This is a genomic window from Duganella sp. BJB476, from assembly GCF_003416895.1.
Taxonomy (GTDB): domain Bacteria; phylum Pseudomonadota; class Gammaproteobacteria; order Burkholderiales; family Burkholderiaceae_D; genus Rugamonas.
The window spans coordinates 336464-356630 of the sequence record NZ_QVIO01000005.1; the positions used below are offsets into that span (position 1 = coordinate 336464).

A 20167-nucleotide genomic window follows, 5' to 3' on the forward strand; every position below is an offset into this window, starting at 1 on the left:
CCGATATCAGGCGTGGCCGGCGGCAAGCGCGGGAATGCGCGCCACGGCGGTTTCGCGGTTACGCAAGGTCATCCAGGTGTTGTAGCCCATCACGCACATGCCGCTCAGGTACAGCAGGCCGCCGAGGAAGCGCACCACGTAGTACGGATAAGTGGCTTTGACGCCTTCGACGAAGGTGTAGGTCAGCGTGCCGTCGGGATTGACCGCGCGCCACATCAGGCCCTGCATCACGCCGGCGATCCACATCGCGGCGATGTACAGCACGATGCCGATGGTGGCGACCCAGAAGTGCAGGTCGATCAGCTTGGTGCTATACATTTTTTGCTGGCCGGCCAGGCGCGGCAGCAGGTAGTAGATCGAGCCCATGGTGATGAAGCCGACCCAGCCCAGCGCGCCGCCGTGGACGTGGGCGATGCCCCAGTCGGTGTAGTGCGACAGCGCGTTGACGGTCTTGATCGACATCATCGGGCCTTCGAAGGTGGCCATGCCGTAGAACGACAGCGAGACGATCATGAATTTCAGGATAGGGTCGGTGCGCAGCTTGTGCCAGGCGCCCGACAAAGTCATGATGCCGTTGATCATGCCGCCCCAGCTCGGTGCCAGCAGGATCAGCGAGAACACCATGCCGATCGATTGCGTCCAGTCCGGCAGCGCGGTGTAGTGCAGGTGATGCGGGCCGGCCCACATATAGGTGAAGATCAGCGCCCAGAAGTGCACGATCGACAAACGATACGAATACACCGGACGCTCGGCCTGCTTGGGAATGAAGTAGTACACCATGCCCAGGTAGCCGGCGGTCAGGATGAAGCCCACCGCGTTATGGCCGTACCACCACTGGATCATGGCGTCCTGCACGCCCGAGTAGGCGGAGTAGGATTTGAACAAGGTTGCCGGCATGCTGGCGCCGTTCACCACGTGCAGGATCGTCACGGCGATGATGTAGCCGGCGAAGAACCAGTTGGCGACGTAGATGTGCTTGACCTTGCGCGTTAAAAGCGTGCCGAAGAACACCACCGCGTAGGCGATCCACACCACCGCGATCAGCAGCGTGATCGGCCATTCCAGCTCGGCGTATTCCTTGCCGCGCGTGAGGCCCATCGGCAGCGTGACGACAGCGCTGAGGATCACCGCCTGCCAGCCCCAGAAGGTGAAGGCGGCCAGCTTGTCCGAGAACAGCCGCACCTGGCAGGTGCGCTGCACGACGTAGTACGAGGTAGCGAACAGTCCGCTGATGCCGAACGCAAAGATGACGGCATTGGTATGTAAAGGCCGCAGGCGGCCGTAGGTCAACCATGGAATGTCCAGGTTCAGCGCCGGCCATGCCAGCTGGGCGGCGATAATGACGCCTACCAGCATGCCGACGATACCCCAGACCACGGTGGCGATTGCGAATTGCTTCACAATCTTGTAGTTGTAGTTCTGTGCAAGGTCCACTTGAAGTTCTCCCAAGAACGCTTTAATGATGTGTATCAAAGGTTACTTTTGCGAGACTCAAAAATCCTTGATGTGAATCAAAATTTCCCGGATCAGCTCATTCCACTGGCGGCTTGTCGTCGTCCTGCAGCACGCGCAGCGCCGGGCCGACCAGGTCGTCGAACTGGCCGCCGTCCGAGGCGCTGAAGAAGATCCACAGCGCGGCAAACACCAGCAGCACGCTGAGCGGGATGAGCAGGTAGAGCGCTTCCATCATCGTCCCCTTCTGAGGCGCAGCGCGTTGGCCACCACCACGGCCGAGCTGAGCGCCATGCCGACGCCGGACAGCCACGGGTTGAGCCAGCCCAGCGCCGCCGCCGGGATCGCCACCGCGTTGTAGACGCTGGCCCAGCCCAGGTTCTGGCGGATCACGCGCATGGTGCGGGCCGCCACGCGGGCGCTGTCGGCCACCGCGTCCAGGCGGCCGCACAGCAGCACCGCGTCCGCGTGGGCTTGCGCCAGCGCGGCGCCGGCGCCCATCGCGAACGAGACGTCGGCCGCGCTGAGCACGGCGGCGTCGTTGATGCCGTCGCCCACCATCGCCACCACCGCGCCCTTCTGTTGCAGGCGCTTGACGAAGGCCAGTTTCTCATCGGGCAGGTAGCCGCCGACGGTGGTGTGGATGCCGAGCTGGTCGCCGACCTCGCGCGCCAGCCGGTCGTGGTCGCCGCTGAGCAGCACCACGGTCTTGCCGGCCCGGCGGAAATAGTCGACCGTGGCCTGGGCGTCCGGCCGCAAGCCGTCGTGCAGGTGGAAGCAGGCCAGCCACTGGCCGTCGACGCCGAGGTAGACCGGGGTCACGCCGCTGCCGGCGTCGTGCGGCGGCGCCGTACCGCTGAGCTCGGCGACGAAGCCGGCGCTACCCAGCCGGTACAGGCGATTGTGCAGCACGCCTTCGATGCCGCGGCCGGGCGCTTCGACGGCCACCACCGGATGCCAGTCGGCGCGCGCGCCGCCCTGGGCTGCCGCCGCCGCGTTGACGATAGCGCGCGCCAGCGGATGGGTGCTGCCGGCATCCAGCGCGGCCGCCACTTGCAGGCAAAAGTCGGGCTGCATCAGGCCCAGTTGCTGGATCTCCCGCAGCATCGGCCGGCCGAAGGTCAGCGTGCCGGTCTTGTCGAACACCACGTGGGTGGCGCGGTGCAAGGTCTCCAGCGTTTGCGGGCCGGTGATCAGGACGCCTTGCCGCAGCAGGCGGTCGGTGGCGGCGGCCAGCGCCGTCGGCGTGGCCAGCGACAGCGCGCACGGGCAGGACACCACCAGCACCGCGATCGCGATCGGCCAGGCGCGCGCGGCGCTGTCGCCGTCCAGCCAGTACCAGAAGGCGAACGTGGCCAGCGCCAGCAGCAGCAGCGCCAGCACGAACCAGCCGGCCACCTGGTCGGCCCATTGCGCGATGCGCGGCTTGTCGCGGCCGGCGCGGTCGATCAGCTTGACCAGCTGGGACATGGTGCTGTCCAGCGCCAGCCGGCTCACGCGCGCGAGGATCACCGCACCGGCGTTGATGGCGCCGCCCGGCAGCGCGTCGCCGACGTCCTTGGCCACCGGCGCGCTCTCGCCGCTGAGCAGCGACAGGTCGAGCACGGTGCGGCCGTCGATGATGACGCAGTCGGCCGCCACCGCCTCGCCCGGCTTGATCATGATGACGTCGTCCACCGCCAGCGCGGCGGCCTTGACCAGGGTGGCGGCGTGGCTGTCCGGGTAGTCCGCCAGCAGCGTGGCCGAGGCCGGCAACGCGTGCTGCAGGCGCTCCAGCGCGGCGCCGGCCTTGCGGCGCGCGCGCAGCTCCAGGTAGCGGCTGCACAGCAGCAGGAAGATGAACATCGTCACCGAGTCGAAATACACTTCGCCCTGGCCGCGCACGGTGGCCGCGACGCTGCCGCCGAACGCGGCGGCGATGCCCAACGCCACCGGCACGTCCATGCCCGGCGCGCGCGCCCGCAGGCTGGCCCAGGCGCCGCGCCAGAACGGCTGCGCCGAGTAGCAGATGGCCGGCAAGGTCAGCAACAGGCTGGCCCAGCGCATCAGCGCGGCCATGCTGTCGTCCAGCGTGCCTGACTCGGCGAGGTAGGCCGGCGCCACGTACATCATCACCTGCATCATCGACAGGCCGGCTACGAATAGCTGGCGGCCCAAGGTCTTGGCGGCCTTGCGCTGCTGCTCGCCGTGGCGCTGAGCGTCGTAGGGATAGGCGGCGTAGCCGATCGCGTGCAGCGCGGCCAGGATGTCGCCGGGCTGGCAGGCATCTTTGCGCCAGCGCACGTACAGGCGCTCGGTGGCGACGTTGAGCTGGGCGCTGTCGACGCCGGGCAGCTTGGCCAGCCGCTGTTCGATCAGCCACACGCAGGCGGCGCAGCGGATGCCTTCGACCGCCAGCGTGGTTTCGCGGCTGTCCTCATCGAGGGCGAAGCGCGGGTCGGCGTTGTCGTACAGACGCAGTTCCGGCGGCAGCATGTCCGCGCCCTCGGCGCTGGCGGCGAAGGCGGAACGTTCGCGGTAGTAGGACTCCTGGCCCAGGTCGACAATGGTTCGCGCCACCGCCGCGCAGCCGGGGCAGCACATGGTGTGCTCGGCCCCGGCGATGCGCACGGTCCACGCCGGATTGACGGCGGCCGGCAGCGGCAGGCCGCAGTGATAGCAGATGCTGGCGTCGGCATTGGCGCTAGTCGGCGCGGCGCTGCTTATTGATGTGGTGTCAGGCATAAAGTGTCCATCCAGTCAGGCGCGATGCCGCCGGCCGCGCGCGCCAGGCCCAGCAGGCCGAAGGCCAGCACCAGCAGGCCGCAGGCGATGCGCACGCGGCGTTGTTGCAGTGCGCGTTGCAGGCGGGCGCCGATCAGCCCGAGGCCGGTCAGCATCGGCAGCGTGCCTAGGCCGAAGGCCAGCATCACGGCGGCGCCGTCGCTGGCCGAGCCGCTCAGCATCGCGGTCAGCAGCACGCTGTAGACCATGCCGCACGGCAGCCAGCCCCACAGCAGGCCCAGCGCGAAGGCCTGGTGCGGGCGGTGGGCCGGCATCAGCGATTTCATCATCGGCGCGATGGCCGGCTGCGCGCGTTGCCACAGCATGCGCCCGCCCTGCTCCAGCAAGGCCAGGCCGCGCCAGGCGTCCATCAGGTACAGGCCCAGCGCCACCAGCATCAGGTTGGCCAGCCAGTAGAAGCCCAGTTGCAGCCCGGCCAGCGAGGCGATGCTGTGCGCGCCACCGGCCAGGCCGCCCGCCAGCGCGCCGGCCGCCATGTAGCTGGCGATGCGGCCGGCGTTGTACGACAGCACGCGCGGCAAGGCGCTGCTGTGGGCGACGGCGATCGGTATCACGTTGCGCGGCAGTGGCGCGGTACTTACCGACAGCGCGCCGACGATGCCGCCGCACATGCCGATGCAGTGGACGCTGCCCGCGAGCCCCACCACCATCACCGGCAATAGCTGCAAGGCGTTCATATCGTTTTTGAGTAACGCAAAGGCTGCGGGCCTTCGCTGCGCGGCAGGCTCAGGTAGCGGTCGAACACCATGCAGATATTGCGTATCAGCAGGCGGCCTTTCGGCGTCACGGTGATCCATTCCGGACCGGTCTCCACCAGGCCGTCGTCCTCGAAGGCTTTCAGTTTTTCCAGCTCGGCCGCGAAGTACTGCGGGAAGCGGATCGGGTAAGCCTGCTCGATCGAGGCGATCGACAATTCGAAATTGCACATCAGCTTCTGGATCACGATGCGGCGCAGCAGGTCGTCGGTATCGAGCTTGATGCCGCGCGTGACCGGCAGCTTGCCCTCGTCGAGTTTTTCGTAGTACGCCTCCAGCGTTTTCTCGTTCTGGCTGTAGGTGGCGCCGACCGCGCTGATGGCCGACACGCCGCAGGAAATCAGCTCGGCCTCGGCGCGCGTCGAATAGCCCTGGAAGTTGCGCTGCAGGCGGCCCTGGCGCTGCGCCACCGCCAGCTCGTCTTCCGGCTTGGCGAAATGGTCCATGCCGATGTAGACGTAGCCGGCCGCGCACAAACGGCGGATGCACAGCGCCAGCAAGTCCAGCTTGACGGCCGGCGTCGGCAGGTCGTCGTCGGCGATGCGGCGCTGCGGCTTGAACAGGTGCGGCATGTGCGCATAGTTGTACAGGGCGATGCGGTCGGGATCGGCGGCGATCACCTTGTCCAGCGTTTGCTCCATGCTGGCCATGCTCTGTTTCGGCAGGCCGTAGATCAGGTCGATGCTGATGGAGCGGAAGCCGGCTTCGCGCGCGGCGTCCATCACGGCGCGGGTTTCCGCCTCCGGCTGGATGCGGTTGACGGCCTTCTGCACCTCGGGATCGAAGTCCTGCACGCCCAGGCTGATGCGGTTGAAGCCCTGCGCGCGCAGCGAGTGCACGCGCTCGACGCTGACGGTGCGCGGATCGATCTCGATCGAGTACTCGCCCTGGGCGTCCGGCGCGAACTGGAAGTTGGCGTGCAGGTGCGCCATCAGGTCGCCCATCTGGCGGTCGCTCAGGTAGGTCGGCGTGCCGCCGCCGAAGTGCAGCTGCTCGATCTGGCCCATGCCAGCGAACAGGCGGCCCTGCATGTCGATTTCCTGCTTCAGGTAGCCGAGGTAGGTGGCGGCCTTGCTGTGGTCCTTGGTGACGATCTTGTTGCAGCCGCAGTAGTAGCAGATGGTGTCGCAGAACGGGATGTGGATGTACAAGGACAAGGGCCGCCGGCTGCGGCGCATGCGCAGGCCGGCCACCGCCTCCAGGAACTGGCCGTAGCCGAAGTCCAGCTGGAAGCGGTCGGCCGTCGGGTACGAGGTGTAGCGTGGGCCGGATTGGCTCAGCTTGCCGATGATGGCGGCGTCGAATTCGACGCTGGGGAATGTGCCGCCGGTGTGGTTCTCAGTGGTATTCATGTTCAGGCCGCGAGACGTTTCATGGTTTGTGGTTGGCGAACCGGTGGGCGCATCGTGCGCACCTTGTGCGTGCTGCCGAATTTGAACAGGCTGACCGCCTGCGTCAGGCCGCCCGCCTCCAGCGCCAGGCTGGCGGTGGCGGCGGCCGCTTCTTCCACCAGCGCGGCGTTCTGCTGCGTCACCTGATCCATGTGGGCGATGGCGGCGTTGACCTGGTCGACGCCGATGCTCTGCTCGTGCGAGGCCACCGAGATGTCGTGCATGATGGCCGTCACCTGCTGCACAGAGGCCACCACTTCCTTCATGGTGGCGCCGGCGCGGTCGACCTGCACCATGCCGTCGCTGACCTTGCCGACCGAAACGTTGATCAGGTTCTTGATGTCCTTGGCGGCGGTGGCGCTGCGCTGGGCCAGGTTGCGCACCTCGCCGGCGACGACCGCGAAGCCGCGTCCCTGTTCGCCGGCGCGGGCCGCCTCGACGGCCGCGTTCAGCGCCAGGATGTTGGTCTGGAAAGCGATCCCTTCGATCAGGCCGATGATGTCGACGATCTTGCGCGAGGAGCTGTTGATCTCGTCCATGGTGGCGATGACGTCGGCGACGATCTCGCCGCCCTGCACCGCGACGTTGGAGGCGTTCTGCGCCAGCTGGTTGGCCTGCGCCGAATTGTCGGCGTTCTGCTTGACGGTGGCCGAGAACTGCTCGACGCTGGAGGCGGTTTCCTCCAGGCTGGCGGCCTGCGCCTCGGTGCGGCCGGACAGGTCGGCGTTGCCGGCGGCGATCTGGCGCGTGGCCACGGCCATGGTCTCGACGTTGTTGCGGACGTCGCGGATGGTGGCGATCAGGTTGCTGTTCATTTGCTGCAGGGCGCGCAGCAGCTGGCCCACTTCGTCGGTGGACTCGGTGTCGAACGAGCCGGACAGGTCGCCGGCGGCGATGGCGCGCGCGCCGTGCAGCGCGCGGCCCAACGGTTGCAGCACCGAGGAACGCATGGTGTACCACAGGAAGACGTTGATCAGCAGGCCGGCGAAGGTGGCGCCGAAAATGCCGTAGCTGTTGCCGCCGCCGCCCATCAGCGCGGCCGCGCAGACGATCACCTGCAGCACGTTGACCACGCTGGTGGCCAACCAGATGCGCATCGCCAGCGACACATGGCTCAGGCGCGACAGCAGCGTGCCGGCGCCGGAACGGATCACCTGGCCGTTCTTGATGCGGATGCCGTGCTTGCCGCCTTCGCGGATGGCGCGGTAGGCCTGTTCGGCGCTGTCGATCTGTGCGCGCGTGGGCTTGACCCGCACCGACATGTAGCCGGTGGTCTTGCCGTTTTCGCGGATCGGCGTGACGTTGGCGCGCACCCAGTAGTAGTCGCCGTTCTTGCAGCGGTTCTTGACGATGCCGGTCCACGGCGTGCCGCCCTTGATCGAGTCCCACAGGTCGGCGAAGGCTTCGGGCGGCATGTCGGGATGGCGCACGATGTTTTGCGGCGCGCCCATCAGCTCCGCCTCGCTGAATCCGCTGATTTGCGTGAAATAGGGATTTACATAGACAATATTGCCATTTAAGTCAGTTTTTGAGACGATGGCCTGGTCGTCCAGTACTTCCATTTCACGGTTGCTGACGGGCTGGTTGTTACGCATGTTGGGACTCCGATCGATTTATTGCTCTATCGCAATTGACCCGATCAGTTTACGTAGTCCGACCTGCAATTTTATTGATGTGGATCAAAAATCCCCGGATTGGGATAGCAAAGGAAATCATGGAACTGCAACGTCCTATAGGAATTTTTGACGCCGGGATCGGCAGCTACGCCATCGTCGAACGCGTGCGGGCGGCCTTCCCGGCGCAGGACATCGTGTATTTCGCCGACCGCGCCAGTTTTCCCTACGGCGCGAAAACGCCGCAGCAGTTGCTGAACGTTGTGCAAAGTGCTACCGAATATTTGCAGGCGCAGGGCTGCGTGGCGGTGGTGCTGGCGTCCAACGCGCCCAGCGTGGTGGTGCTGGAGCCGCTGCGGGCGGCGGTGTCGGTGCCGGTGATCGGCATCTTCCCGCCGGTGGCGGAGGCGGTGCGGCGCTCGGCCAGCGGCCGGGTGGCGGTGCTGGGCGTGCGCTCGATGGTGGACAGCGCCGCCATGCAGGCCTATGCCGACGCCCATCGCGGCGATGCGGAGGTGCTGCTGGTGAATGCTTCGGCGCTGGTGGATCTTGTGGAAAACTTCGCCTTTGTCCACAGGCCTCAGGAAACCCAGGCCGCCATCAGCGGCTTCATCGCCGAACTGCGCGCCGCCCATCCGCAGGTGGACGTGATGACGATGTCGTCCACCCACCTGCCGTGGCTGAAGCCCTTTTTCGTGGCGGCCGCGCCGGATGTGCAATTCCTCGATCCGGCCGACAGCGTGCTGGCCGAACTGGCGCCGCACACCAGCGTCGGCGGTGGTCGCACGCGCTGCGTGGCCACCGCCAGCGCCGAACTGAGCCTGGATGATTTCAACACGGCCTTGCGCGCGCTGGGCACGCCCTTGCAGGCCGAGCTGGCCGCCTAGGCAGCCAGGGGGCGCAGCGTGCCGACCGCGTAGCCCTGGGCATAGTCCAGGCCCAGTTCGCGCACCACGGCCAGGGTCGGTTCGTCCTCGACGTATTCGGCCACGGTGCTGATGCCCATCACGTGGCCGACCTCGTTGATGGCCTTGACCATGGCGCGGTTGATGGCGTTGTTGGCGATGTCGCGGATGAACACGCCGTCGATCTTGAGGAAGTCCACCGGCAGCGCCTTCAGGTAGGCGAACGAGGACAGGCCGCTGCCGAAGTCGTCCAGCGAGAAGCGGCAGCCCAGCGCCTTCAGTCCGGCCATGAAATCCTGCGCCTTGATCAGGTTGGCGATCACGGCGGTCTCGGTGATTTCAAAGCAGATCTGCTCGGGCGCGATGCCGTGCTCGGCGAACTGCTCGATGATGTAGTCGTGCAGGCCCTCGTCGCTCAGCGAGGCGCCCGACAGATTGACCGAGTACTGGGCCGGCGCCGGCGGCTGGCTTTCCGGGCTGCCGCGGGTGCGCTGCACGTAGCGGCAGACGGCGCGTATCACCCAGCGGTCGATCGCCGTCATCATGTCGTAGCGTTCGGCGGCGGGGATGAAGGCGCCCGGCAGGATCAGATCGCCCTTGGCCGGCTGGATGCGGATCAGCACTTCGTCGTGCGTTTCCTCGTGCGGGCCGAGGCCGACGATGGGCTGGGCGTACAGCCGGAAGTACTGGTGCTCGAAGGCTTCGTTCAGGCGCGACACCCACTGCATCTCGCCCTGGCGGCGCGCCAGCCGCAAGTCCGAGTCCTGGTACAGGTGCACGCGGTTGCGGCCGCGCTCCTTGGCCAGGTAGCAGGCCTGGTCGGCGGCGATCAGCAGCGCGGTCATGGACTTGCTGTGGTGGTTGATCTCGACCAGGCCGATGCTCACGCCCAGCTCGAAGGTGTGGTGGTCCCACACGAAGCGGAAATTCTTGATCGATTGCCGCAGCTGGTCGGCGATCAGCAGCGCCTGGTCGGGCGGGCAGTGCGGCAGCAGCACGCCGAGCTCGTCGCCGCCGAGGCGGGCCAGGATGTCGCTGTCGCGCATCTGCGTTTGCAGCATCTTCGACAGCAGTTGCAGCAGCAGGTCGCCGGCGGTGTGGCCGCAGGTGTCGTTGACGATCTTGAACTGGTCCAGGTCCATGTACAGCAGCGCGTGCACATGGTTTTCTTCCTTGGCGCTGTGCAGCACGGCGGCGATCTGCACTTCGAATTCGCGCCGGTTGATCAGGCCGGTGAGTGTGTCGTGGCTGGCGTTCCACGACAGCTGCTTGCTGAGCTTGCGCTCGTGGCTGACGTCGCGGAATATCACCACCGCGCCCAGCAGCTCGCCGGTGTCGGACCAGATCGGCGCGGCCGATTCCTCCACCGCGATGTGGCGCCCCTCGCGCGTGACCAGCTGGTTTTGCGATGACATGCCGATCGCCTGCCTGAGCCGCAGGCATTGCAACGCCACGTGTTCCAGGATGGGCGTGCCGGCGTCGTCGATCAGCTTGAGCGTGGCGGAGATGGGCAGGCCGCGCGCCTGCTCCAGCGTCCAGCCGGTCAGCTGCTCGGCGATGTAGTTCAGGTAGTCGGTTTCGCCGTCGGCGTTGGTGGTGATCACGCCCTCGCCGATCGAGCGCAGCGTGACGGCGGCCAGTTCGCGCTGGCGCGCCGTGGCCTGTTCGTTTTCCTTGCGTTCGGTGATGTCCCAGACGATGCCCAGCGTGCCGGCCGGCTGCTGCTGCTCGTCGCAGAACACATGGGCCTTGGCGGCCAGCCAGTGGCGGCTGCCGTCCGGCCACAGCACCCGGTACTCGACTTCATAGCCGACGCGGCGGTCGACCGCGTTCTGCATGGTGTCCAGCAATTGCTCGCGGTCTTCGGGCTCAACGGAGAGTAAAAAAATGGAAAACGGCTGCGACAGGTCGCCAACCGGCAAGCCCAGCAGGCTGGTGCCGGCGCCTATCCACTTGACCGTGCTATCGATGACCTTGCCATCTTCCAGCGCGGAATCCCAGATCATCATCCGCGCCGCGTCCAGCGCCATGCGCAGATGCCGCTGCAATTTCTCCATACCCTACCTCCCTCGCTGTTTGAGCGAAAAGGGGTCAGGGAGTTCCGTGCCGGGTGACTTATTTTTTCTGTTTAAATAGTTTTAATAGTTTTCCACCGAGCATCACCAGCGCCAGGGTCAGCGCGCCGGCGATGACGCCGGCCAGCGCATCCAGCGTGACCGGCGTGGCCCAGGCCAGCAGCGGTCCCGCCGTCGGCACCGTGGCGACCGCTTCGGCGGCGTGGTGGATCACATCGTGGGCGCCGGGCAGGCCGTGGGTCAGGATGCCGCCGCCGACCATGAACATGGCCGCCGTGCCCACCACCGACAACAGCTTCATCAGCTTGGGCGCCGCCGCCAGCAGCACCCGGCCCAGCGCGCGTACCGCGCTGCCGCCGCGCTGGCTCAGGTAGAGTCCGGCGTCGTCCATCTTGACGATGCCGGCCACGATGCCGTACACGCCCACCGTCATCACCACGGCGATGCCGACCACCACCGTCACCTGTTGCAGGAAGCTGGCCTCGGCCACCGTGCCCAGCGCGATGACGATGATCTCGGCCGAAAGAATGAAGTCGGTGCGGATCGCGCCCTGGATCTTGTCTTTTTCTAGCGCCACCAGGTCGACGTCCGGATCGCTGACGGCGTCGGCCAGTTCGCCCAGGTGCTGGTCTTCCTCGTCCTGGTGCAGCAGGTTGTGGGCGATTTTCTCGAAGCCTTCGAAGCACAGGTACAGGCCGCCGACCATCAGCAGCGGCGTGATGCCCCACGGCGCGAAGGCGCTGATCGCCAGCGCGGCCGGCACCAGGATGGCCTTGTTCTTCAGCGAACCGACCGCCACCGCCCACACCACCGGCAGCTCACGCTCGGCGCGCACGCCGGCCACCTGCTGGGCGTTGAGCGCCAGGTCGTCGCCCAGCACGCCGGCGGTTTTCTTGGCCGCCATCTTGCTCATCAGGGCGACGTCGTCGAGGATGGTGGCGATGTCGTCGATCAGCGCCAGCAGGCTGGTGCCGGCCATTAGCGGTGCTCCTGCGGAGTAGGGGTCATGTGGATTCCTTGGTTGATAAGCAATATTAACCGATGACGGGCCGGGCGGCGAGACGCCAACGCCGCTACAATGTACTTTGCCCCGCAGCATGGTGCTGCGGCTGACCGCACGGGACTATCATGAGCTTTGCCACCTGGATCACCTTTTTCATCGCCGCCTGCATCATCGCCGTCTCGCCCGGCTCGGGCGCGGTGCTGTCGATGTCGCACGGCCTGTCGTTCGGCGTGCGCCGCACCACCGCCACCATTCTCGGCTTGCAGAGCGGCTTGATGATGATCTTCTTCATCGCCGGCGCCGGCGTCGGCTCGCTGCTGCTGGCTTCGGAAGTGGCGTTCAGCGTGGTCAAGACGGTGGGCGCGCTGTACCTGATATACCTGGGCCTGAGCCAGTGGCGCGCCAAGGTCAGCGTCAGCGCCCAGCAGGACCGCGCGGAAGTGGTGGTGCCGAGCGCCGGAAAACGCTTCCTGACCGGCTTCCTGACCAACGCCACCAATCCCAAGGGGATTATTTTCATGGTGGCGGTGTTGCCGCAGTTTATAACCCAGGGCGCGCCGCTGCTGCCGCAGTTGCTGATTTTGGCCGCCACCATGTGCTGCATCGACCTGGTGGTGATGCACAGCTACGCTTTCCTGGCCTCGTCGATGCAGCGCTATTTCCGCGACGCCGGCGCCGTCAAGAAGCAGAACCGGGTGTTCGGCGGCCTGTTGATGGCGGTCGGCGCGGCTTTGTTCTTCGTCAAGCGGGGCGGCGCAAGTGCCTGATTTGCCTGAGATGTGTAACGCGGTGTAATCCCGGTAGTCGTATGCCTCGCAGCAGCGTTAAATGATAAATAAACAAGGAGACGCCGCCATGAGCCGCAAGTTGATCCAAATCGCCGTGCTGGCCGCCCTGGCCGGCTTCAGTTCGTTCGCGCTGGCGGACCCGCCCGCCATGGTCGGCCGCATTTCCGCGGTGCAGGGCCAGGTCACGCTGGTCGGCGACGACGAGCCCATGGCCGCATCGCTGAACTGGCCGGTCACCGGCGCCAGCCACCTGACCACCGCCAGCGGCGCCCGCACCGAATTCCGCGTCGGCTCGACGGCGGTGCGGCTGGATGGCGATTCCGACCTGGAAATCATCGACCTGGACGACGACCTGCTGCACCTGCGCCTGAATTACGGCAGCGTCAGCATCCGCGTGCGCAGCCCGGAGCTGCTGCGCGATTTCGAACTGAGCACGCCGCAGGCGCGCATCACCCTGCTTGAACCCGGCCTGCTGCGGGTCGACGCCGAGCGCGTCACCGACACCAGCCAGATCAGCATGCTGGCCGGCAGCGCGCGGGTGGACGGCGCCGGTTCGTCGGTGACGGTCAGCCCCGGCCGCCATGTCGACGTCAGCAGCGTGGATGTCAGCACCAGCGTGGCCCGGCGCGACGGCTTCGATGTCTGGTCCGACGAGCGCGACCGCGCCGCCGAGGCCGTGGTGAGCAGCCGTTTTGTCTCCACCGGCATGACCGGCTACGAGGAGCTGGACCGCAACGGCAGCTGGACCGAGAGCGTCGAATACGGCGCCTTGTGGACCCCGCGCACGGTGGCGATCGACTGGGCGCCCTACCGCGACGGCCGCTGGATCTGGCTGGCGCCATGGGGCTGGACCTGGGTCGACAACGCGCCCTGGGGCTATGCGCCTTCGCATTACGGCCGCTGGGTGATGGTCGAACGCCGCTGGTGCTGGGCGCCGGGACGGCCCGCCGGCCGGCCGGTGTGGGCGCCGGCGCTGGTGGGCTGGGTCGGCGGCGACGGTTTCGTGCGCGACCATCGGCCCGGCCTGGGCTGGTTCCCGCTGTCGCCGCGCGAGCGTTACGTGCCGGCTTACCAGGTGTCGATCGATTACGAGCGGCGCATGAGCTGGACCCACAACGGCAAGTCTTTCGAGCCGCGTACGGTCGTGCCCGGCCAAGTGGTGCGGCGCGACGGCCTGACCGTGTTGCCGCGTGATCAGTTTGAGGGGCGTCATCGCACCGTGCAGGTGCCGCGCGGCCAGCAGGTGATCCCGGCGGCCAGTCTGGCGGCGACCGCCGCGCCGGTGGCGCCGCCGCAGCCGTCGATCGCGCGCACGCTGGACACCAACCGCCGTGGCTGGCAAGAGCGCGACCACGACGGCCGCCCGGATCGTCCGGTGCGGGTGTTGACCGCGCCTTCCGTGCCGCAGCCGGCGGCGCCCTTGCAGCCGGGCCGGACGCAGACCACGACGACGCTGGCGCCTGGGCAGTTCGGTCATCCGGACGCGCCGCCGCAAACCATCCAGCCGGGCGATGTGCGCATCGATGTGCGGCCGTACGGCCGGCCGGGCCAGACGCCAGGCCAGGCGCCTGGCCAAATGCCGGGCACGCCGCATGTCCAGCAAGCCAATCCGGTGCTGGCGCCGACGCCGACGATCCAGCAGGCCAATCCGCCGATCACGGTGACGCCGAATATCCAGAGAGCCAATCCGCCGATCACGGCGGCGCCGATAGCGGCGCCCACCGTGCCGACGCCTTTCCCGGCCAATCGTGAGCGGGACGATAGTCGCCGTCCATACCGGCAGCAGGAAGAGCGGCGCCCGGTGCAGCAGCCTCAGCAGCAAATTCAGCCGCAGCCGCAGCAACAAATTCAGCTGCAACCCCAGCAGCCGGCGCCGCAGGTCATGCAGCCGCAGCGCCAGCAGCCGCAAGCCCAACCACAGGCTCAGCCGCAGCAGCAACAACGGGATAACCGCGACAAGCAGCAGGACCGCCGCAAGGAGGAAGGCAACAAGGACCGCGGCGACAACCGGCATCAAAATCGCGAGTAACCGCCTGCTCCGGGAAATAGGTCGTTCAGGGAGCCAAAACAGCAGTTCATCACATTTGGATGGACTTTATCTATCGCAATGTATAACGTTGCAATATTGATAAACCCGGTGGTAAGCGTGAGAACAAGGATGGCAGCATCCGCCACGCAGGACCGTCGAGACTGCTCCCCTTTGCCCCAACTATTTTCCGGATTTTTCCCAATTTCCGATCAGAGAATAGTTTTTCGCCAGCCCTAGGGCTGGCTTTTTTTTGGCGCGGCGGTTTAGCCCTGCTCCGCCTTCAGGCGCAGTCGCGCCCGCCATTCGCCCAGCGCCGACAGCGCGCCCTGGAATTCGCGTTCGATCAGGTCCGCTTCGGCCGGCGTGACCTTGCCGTCCAGCAGCGCGGTCGATACCGCTTCCGCCACCGCCCCCACCTGGCTCATCACCTTGCACACGGTCTGCGACAGGTCGTCGTCGCCGATGTTGGCCGGGGTCGGCACGACGAAGGCCGCCATGCCGTGACGCACCAGCAGCGCGTGCAGCGGCAGGTGGGCGTCGGCCACGCCGGCCTTGTGGCACAGGTCCACCACCGCCGAGACTTCCTCGAACGAAGGGTAGTGCGAGGCGATGGTCGGCGCCAGCTTGTTGCGCAGGACGTTGACCGAGATGCCCATCGCCTGCGCCAACGCGTCGATGCCGCCGGGATAGCTGCGCGCCACTTTGTAGAGCGCGTCGTGTTGATTCATGTCGAGGTATTTGCGTGTCATGGTGAAGCGAGCCTTTTATTACCGATGCAGTCGCCGACGCGCGGCGCTATGCTGATTTTCATTCAACTTCTTTGCGAAACGACATCATGAAGTCCTTCCATACTGCACTGTTATTGACGCTGTGCCTTGCGCTAGGCACCGATGGGCTGGCGGAGGCGCGTACGTCTTCACATTCTGGCACATCGTCGTCGTATAAAAGTGGATTTTCTTCACAAAAGAGCAACTCCACGCGGAGCTCGCCGGTCGCGCCGCCGGCCGATCGCCAGAGCGGCCCCGGCGCTTTCGGCAAGGCGCCCGGCTCGCCGGCCTCGGCCACGCCGCGCAACACCTCGGCCGCCTCGCGCGACCTTGACCAGAGCGCGGCCCAGGCCAACGCGCTGAAAACGCTGGACGCCCGCCGGGCCGCCGCCGCCGCGCCGACCGCGCCGCCGCCGTTAAACGATACGGTTTCCCGGCCGCAGCCATCGCCGGTGTATCAGGCGCCGCCGGTGTACCAGCAGGCGCCGATCATCGTGCAGCAGCCAAGTAGCGGCCTGATGCACGGCGTGCTGGGCTTCATGCTGGGCCGGGCGATGAGCCAGAGCCATCAGCCGGTGTCGTACCCGACCACGACGGCGCCAGCCGCCGCCGGCCAGGCACCGGCACCGGTACCGGCAGACGGCGCTGCCGTCCAGGCCGGCATGGTCAACGGCATGCCGGGACTGGGTGATCCGGTCCCGGCCGCCCGAGTCCCAGCGCCGGCGCCGTCCTTCCTGGCCACGGTGGCGCGCTGGTTGGTCTGGCTAGGTGTGCTGAGCGTGATGGTGTGGGCGCTGGTGTACACGGTGCGCAAGCTGCGCCGCCTGCGGGCGGGCAATGCAACGAATTATTCATTTGAAAGGAATTGAGATGGGCTGGTCGGATGCATACAACTACCTGCGCAATGGCGCGGCCAAGCTGGGCGGCGCAGAGGCGCCGCGCACGGACCAGGGCTTGCCGCTGGGAGCGCGCATCGGCAGCGTGATCCAGTTGCAGCAGTCTCCGCTGCTGCGCGCGGCCGGCGACGGTTCGCTGATCACGCTGCCGGACGCGGGCGACACCCGCATCGTCGCGGTGTCGCAGATCCGGCTCAAGCAGAGCGGCGGCCTGTACCGCTACTACCTGGACACCGGCGACCGGGAGTCGAAAGAGAAGTTCCTGCAGGTGTACCAGGACGCCCAGGGCCAGGTGGCCGAGGTGATGTATTGCACCCAGCTGGCCCGCGTGATCCCGGAAACGGTGGAAGACCAGGAAGCCTACATGGGCCTGGCCGGCGCCGGCCTGGGCGACCGCAGCTACACGCTGTGGCGCGAGCAGCTGGGCGATGTCGGGCTGGACGAAGCCGACCTCGACCTGGTGTTCGGCGAGCGCGACGGCGTCGACTACCGGCGCGACGCCGGCGACCCCAACGCCGAGTTCGTCACGCCGTTCTCCGGCACCGAGACCCGGCTGGACGACGCCAGCGGCCGCACCGGCCTGCGCCAGGAAATGTATTTCATGCCGTATGTGCGCGAACTGCGCGGCGGCGGCAACGAATATTTGCTGATCACGACTGAAATCATCAGCAGCGTGAACGGCGATGCATCAAAACGCGGGATCCATGTCGACTTCGTCATTGGCATCCCGGTTGAGCAGCAACGCGTCGTTATCCAATGACGCGCAACTTTTTAAGGACGACTGACATGAGCAACTTGAATGGCTGGGGTTTGACCGCGCGCCTGATTTCCAAACATTTTGGCGCGCTGGGCGACCGTGTTTCCGAAGCGATCGCCAATTTTGATCCGGAAACGGCCACCGAGGCCGACCGCGACCGGCTGGCCGACAGCCTGCGCCTGACCGCGCAAAAACTGGCCGCCGCCCGCAGCTCCTTCGACAAGGAAGCGGCCGACGTGGTCAAGCTGCGCCAGCTGATCGCCACCGACGAGCAGGCGGCCGGCACCTTGGCCGACCGTCTGGCCGCCGGCAAGATCTCGGAAGCGACCATCACCCTGTTCTGCGACGAGCTGGAAGGCAACAAGGCGCGCATGCCGCAGGAATTGCAGGAAGAAGCCGACGCCCGTCAGTACATGGACGAACTGCAAACCATCGTCGACGCGCTGTCCAAGCAGCTGGCCGAGTTCGATTCGGCGGCGAAGAAGGCGATGCAGGCGCTGGCCTCGGCCCGCGCCCAGCAGGATTTGCAGAACCTGCGCGCCGAGCGCCAGAGCCAGCTGGCCGGGCTGTCCGGCATGCGCGGCAATTCCAGCGCGCTGAACGCGCTGACCCGCCGCGCCCAGGCCATCAGCAACGAGGCGGCCGGCATGAAGATCGTCACCGACATCGGCCAGCGTCCGTACGAGCAGGCGGCCGAGCTGGAGGCGATCCGCAAGTCGGTCAGCCAGCCTGGCATCGCCAACGAATCGGCGCTGGCGCGTTTGCAGCGGCTGTCCGGCCAGCAGCCGGCGCAGCTGGCCGCGCCGCAGGAAGCGGCCCCTCTGGCGCTGGGCAAAGCGTAAGCCTGCGCTGAATTGGCTACAATAGAGGCCGGTGGCGTCGTGTTGACGCCGCCGGTTTTCTTTTTTGATTGGAATGAATATGCAAGCGATCCCGCCGTCAGAGTCCCTCATCGAGTACCCGAGCGACTTCCCGATCAAGGTGATGGGCCCGACTCATATCGATTTCGCCCCGACCATCGTGCTGGTGGTGCAAAAGCACGACAAGGATTTCCATGAAGGCAAAATGGAAGTGCGTCCTTCGCCCAAGGGCAACTACACCGGCCTGACCGTGACCGTGCGCGCCATCAGCCGCGAGCAGCTCGACGCGCTGTACAACGAACTGTCGGCACACCCGATGGTCAAAATCGTCATGTAATCAACGCCGTCGTTCCCGCGTAGGCGGGAACCTATAGAACGCTGGCTTAGCCAGCTAAGTATGGATTCCCGCCTGCGCGGGAATGACGACGTCAGGCTTGCTGGCGCTGGAAGACGGCAATCTCCTCCAGCAGCCAGTCGCGGAACGCCTGGACCTGCGGCCTGCCGGCCGCTCCGGGCGGCGAAACGAAGAAGTATTCATCCGGGCACGGCGTGGCGGTATCGAACAGCCGCAGCAGTTGTCCGGAGGCGATCTCCTGCATCGCCACCACATGGCGCACCAGCGCCACCCCGTTGCCGTCGGCGGCGGAGCGTATCAGCATCGACAAATCCTCGAACATCAAGCCGCCTGACGGCTCGGCCATGTCGACCCCGGCCGCGCGCAGCCAGGGCGACCACGGCTCCACCGAGCGCAGCAGCGTGTGCTGGCGCAGCTCGTGTGGTGTTGTGGGTTGCCGCCCGCCGCGATAGTGGGGACTCACTACCGGGTAGTAGACGTCGCCCATCAGCCGCTGCACCACCAGCCCCGGATAGTTGCCGCGTCCGAAGCGGATGCCGACATCGATGCCGTCGCGCGCCAGGTCCTGCAGTTGTCCGCTCGATTGCAGCACCACCTCGATATCCGGGTACAGGTCGATAAACCGGCCCAGCCGGGGCGCCAGCCAGCGCGCGGCAAACGATGGAATCGATGAAATCGTCAGCCGCTGGTTGACGCTGGAAGCCCGCATGGCGTCGGCCGCGGCGGCGATATCGGCAAAGGATTTGCCTAAAAACTGGGCAAATTTGAGCGCATCGCTAGTTATTTTCACCTGTCGGCCATGGCGCACGAACAGCGGCCGCCCCAATTCCTCCTCCAAAGCGCGCACCTGATGGCTGATCGCGCCATGCGTCAGATGCAACTCTTCCGCCGCCCGCGAGAAGTTCTCGTGGCGTGCCGCCGCCTCGAAGGCGCGCAGTGCGGAAAAATTGGGCAGGCGGCGGCTGGCGCTCATCAGGTCGGCATGCTGTGGATAACTATGTGAATAAAATTAGCTAGAATCACGAAAATATAACGTTATACAGGCGCTACGGCAAGGCTTACCATGTGAATAAATCTACTCTAGCCGGAGCCATCATGCCTTTTGAACTGTATGTCGACAGCCTTTTCACCAGTCCTTACGCCATGTCGGCCTTTGTCGCGCTGACCGAAAAAGGCTTGCCGTTCACCGTCAAGACCGTGGACCTGGAAGCCGGCCAGCAGAAACAAAGCGCCTACACGGCGCGCGCGCTGACCGCCCGGGTGCCGGCGCTGGTCGAGGGCGATTTTGTGTTGACCGAGTCGACCGCCATCACCGAATACCTGGAAGAGAGCTTCCCGGCGCCGGAATACATCGCGCTGTACCCGAAAGACCGTCGCCAGCGCGCCCAGGCGCGGCAGATCCAGGCCTGGCTGCGCAGCGACCTGCTGCCGGTGCGCGCCGAGCGGGACACGGAAACTGTATTTTTTGGCAAGGCTAGCCAGCCGCTGACGGCCGCCGGCCAGGCCGCCGCCGGCAAACTGATCCACGCCGCCAGCCAGCTGGTGCAGGAGGGCCGCCCCAACCTGTTCGATACCTGGTCGCTGGCCGATGTCGACCTGACGCTGATGCTGAACCGCCTGATCCTGAACGGCGATGAGGTGCCGCAAAAGCTCAAGGACTACGCCGCCGGCCAGTGGCAGCGGCCGTCCATCCAGCAGTGGCTGGAGCGTCACCAGCCGGGCTGATTTATAATGGCG

At 66.2% G+C, this 20167-nt stretch carries 18 protein-coding genes; 8 read left to right on the plus strand and 10 right to left on the minus strand.

What is annotated here, in order from left to right; genetic code table 11:
• Positions 1-6 precede the first annotated feature (6 nt).
• From ccoN to D0T21_RS21355, 6 genes are all read right to left on the minus strand, one after another.
• On the minus strand, positions 7-1434 hold the full coding sequence (gene ccoN, locus D0T21_RS21330) for a cytochrome-c oxidase, cbb3-type subunit I (protein ID WP_116991312.1): 1428 nt from the start codon (positions 1432-1434) through the stop codon (positions 7-9).
• A 97-nt stretch (positions 1435-1531) separates the two neighbouring features.
• A complete protein-coding gene (gene ccoS, locus D0T21_RS21335) occupies positions 1532-1687 on the minus strand; it encodes a cbb3-type cytochrome oxidase assembly protein CcoS (protein ID WP_116991442.1) in 156 nt (51 codons plus the stop codon).
• Complete coding sequence (locus D0T21_RS21340; protein WP_116991313.1) at positions 1687-4176, minus strand: heavy metal translocating P-type ATPase; 2490 nt, start codon at positions 4174-4176, stop codon at positions 1687-1689. The genes ccoS and D0T21_RS21340 overlap by 1 nt, the downstream gene beginning before the upstream one ends.
• A complete protein-coding gene (locus D0T21_RS21345) occupies positions 4155-4913 on the minus strand; it encodes a sulfite exporter TauE/SafE family protein (RefSeq protein WP_116991314.1) in 759 nt (252 codons plus the stop codon). The genes D0T21_RS21340 and D0T21_RS21345 overlap by 22 nt, the downstream gene beginning before the upstream one ends.
• On the minus strand, positions 4910-6343 hold the full coding sequence (hemN, locus tag D0T21_RS21350; protein WP_116991315.1) for an oxygen-independent coproporphyrinogen III oxidase: 1434 nt from the start codon (positions 6341-6343) through the stop codon (positions 4910-4912). The genes D0T21_RS21345 and hemN overlap by 4 nt, the downstream gene beginning before the upstream one ends.
• A gap of 2 nt (positions 6344-6345) precedes the next feature.
• On the minus strand, positions 6346-7977 hold the full coding sequence (locus D0T21_RS21355; RefSeq protein WP_116991316.1) for a PAS domain-containing methyl-accepting chemotaxis protein: 1632 nt from the start codon (positions 7975-7977) through the stop codon (positions 6346-6348).
• A gap of 119 nt (positions 7978-8096) precedes the next feature.
• On the opposite strand from D0T21_RS21355, the gene D0T21_RS21360 reads away from it, so the two are divergent.
• Entirely contained in the window at positions 8097-8882 is a 786-nt protein-coding gene (locus D0T21_RS21360) for a glutamate racemase (RefSeq protein WP_158568033.1), read from the plus strand.
• Here the strand turns inward: D0T21_RS21360 and D0T21_RS21365 are convergent.
• Positions 8879-10957, minus strand: a complete 2079-nt coding sequence (locus tag D0T21_RS21365) for an EAL domain-containing protein (protein WP_116991318.1) — start codon at positions 10955-10957, stop codon at positions 8879-8881. The genes D0T21_RS21360 and D0T21_RS21365 overlap by 4 nt on opposite strands.
• Before the next feature lie 58 nt (positions 10958-11015).
• Entirely contained in the window at positions 11016-11954 is a 939-nt protein-coding gene (locus tag D0T21_RS21370) for a DUF808 domain-containing protein (RefSeq protein WP_116991319.1), read from the minus strand.
• Positions 11955-12103: 149 nt separating this feature from the next.
• Here D0T21_RS21370 and D0T21_RS21375 point away from each other — a divergent pair, with 149 nt between their 5' ends.
• Together D0T21_RS21375 and D0T21_RS21380 are read left to right on the plus strand one after the other, a co-directional pair.
• Positions 12104-12745 carry a LysE family transporter gene (locus D0T21_RS21375; RefSeq protein ID WP_116991320.1) on the plus strand — a complete coding sequence of 214 codons (642 nt, stop codon included), beginning with the start codon at positions 12104-12106 and terminating at the stop codon, positions 12743-12745.
• A gap of 88 nt (positions 12746-12833) precedes the next feature.
• Positions 12834-14795: a DUF6600 domain-containing protein gene (locus D0T21_RS21380; protein ID WP_116991321.1), complete on the plus strand. Its 1962-nt coding sequence runs from the start codon at positions 12834-12836 to the stop codon at positions 14793-14795.
• 263 nt (positions 14796-15058) lie between these two features.
• On the opposite strand, the gene D0T21_RS21385 is transcribed toward D0T21_RS21380, so the two are convergent.
• The gene (locus tag D0T21_RS21385) at positions 15059-15544 is read right to left on the minus strand and encodes a phage regulatory CII family protein (RefSeq protein WP_116991322.1); all 486 of its coding nucleotides are present in this window, start codon (positions 15542-15544) and stop codon (positions 15059-15061) included.
• An 86-nt stretch (positions 15545-15630) separates the two neighbouring features.
• Between D0T21_RS21385 and D0T21_RS21390 the strand changes: the two genes are divergently transcribed.
• From D0T21_RS21390 to D0T21_RS21405, 4 genes are all read left to right on the plus strand, one after another.
• Positions 15631-16431, plus strand: coding sequence for a hypothetical protein (locus D0T21_RS21390; protein ID WP_116991323.1), 801 nt, complete (start codon positions 15631-15633; stop codon positions 16429-16431).
• A 1-nt stretch (position 16432) separates the two neighbouring features.
• Positions 16433-17218, plus strand: a complete 786-nt coding sequence (locus D0T21_RS21395; RefSeq protein WP_116994511.1) for a DUF2491 family protein — start codon at positions 16433-16435, stop codon at positions 17216-17218.
• 26 nt (positions 17219-17244) lie between these two features.
• Positions 17245-18057 carry a hypothetical protein gene (locus D0T21_RS21400; protein WP_116991325.1) on the plus strand — a complete coding sequence of 271 codons (813 nt, stop codon included), beginning with the start codon at positions 17245-17247 and terminating at the stop codon, positions 18055-18057.
• A 79-nt stretch (positions 18058-18136) separates the two neighbouring features.
• Complete coding sequence (locus D0T21_RS21405) at positions 18137-18412, plus strand: DUF493 family protein (RefSeq protein ID WP_116991443.1); 276 nt, start codon at positions 18137-18139, stop codon at positions 18410-18412.
• A 91-nt stretch (positions 18413-18503) separates the two neighbouring features.
• Here the strand turns inward: D0T21_RS21405 and gcvA are convergent, their stop codons facing one another.
• Positions 18504-19403, minus strand: coding sequence for a transcriptional regulator GcvA (gene gcvA / locus D0T21_RS21410; RefSeq protein WP_116991326.1), 900 nt, complete (start codon positions 19401-19403; stop codon positions 18504-18506).
• A gap of 122 nt (positions 19404-19525) precedes the next feature.
• Between gcvA and yfcF the strand changes: the two genes are divergently transcribed.
• Positions 19526-20155, plus strand: a complete 630-nt coding sequence (gene yfcF / locus D0T21_RS21415) for a glutathione transferase (protein WP_116991327.1) — start codon at positions 19526-19528, stop codon at positions 20153-20155.
• Positions 20156-20167 lie beyond the last annotated feature (12 nt).